The sequence below is a fragment of the Vibrio sp. Y176 genome, from assembly GCF_033438945.1.
Genome location: NZ_JAWOQS010000564.1, coordinates 1 through 684, shown reverse-complemented (window position 1 = coordinate 684; position 684 = coordinate 1). Strand labels below are relative to the sequence as shown.

The following is a 684-nucleotide window of genomic DNA, read 5'->3' as shown; positions in this document are numbered from 1 at the left end:
GGAGGGGCGTGGGGATGTTCATGCTGGTCTGATTTACTCTGAGGCTCGCGATAAGTTCCTTGATTTTGGTGCGGTTATCATGCCTATTCAAACCAAGTTGTACGTCAATAAAGATATGCTAGCCGTTGATATTAAGGGCGTGCTTACTGGAGAGGTAGAGCTTCCTATTGGCTTGGTAAAAGGCAGCTATGAAGCGGAATTTGTGCGTGCCAACTACCCAAGAGCATCGCTAGTGGAATATGTAAATAACGATGCGATGATCCGAGCTGCCGTCGAGAAAAATATCTTGTACTTTGTCGCCGATTTGCAAGTGGCTAACTTCCACATGGCGACAACACCAGATGCAGGCATGTTTGTGCCTACCCTCAGTCTGTACAGCAAAGATCTGCGCATTGCGACGGGCGAGCACAGTTCGGTTCCAGTGACGAAAATCTCCCACGACTTTGAAAAAATCATCGTCTCCGCCAAAGAACGGATCCTCAATCGTTGGAGTTTAGTCAAAACGGTATATCCCATTTACCTGTTGCCAATTGCCATTTTCATCATGGTTATTGCCACGCTTTACCATATCTTCGCCCTTAAGCGAATGGTGACTCTACGAACAAAGCAGCTCACCTTAGCAAATCAGCAACTGCTTGAACTGACGCTGACGGATCCGCTCACCAAACTTTATAATCGCAGGCA

1 pseudogene is annotated in these 684 nt (G+C 47.1%); it reads left to right on the top strand.

What is annotated here, in order from left to right:
- A pseudogene (locus R7O13_RS27315) lies at positions 1–684 on the top strand (transporter substrate-binding domain-containing protein); the annotation flags it as partial.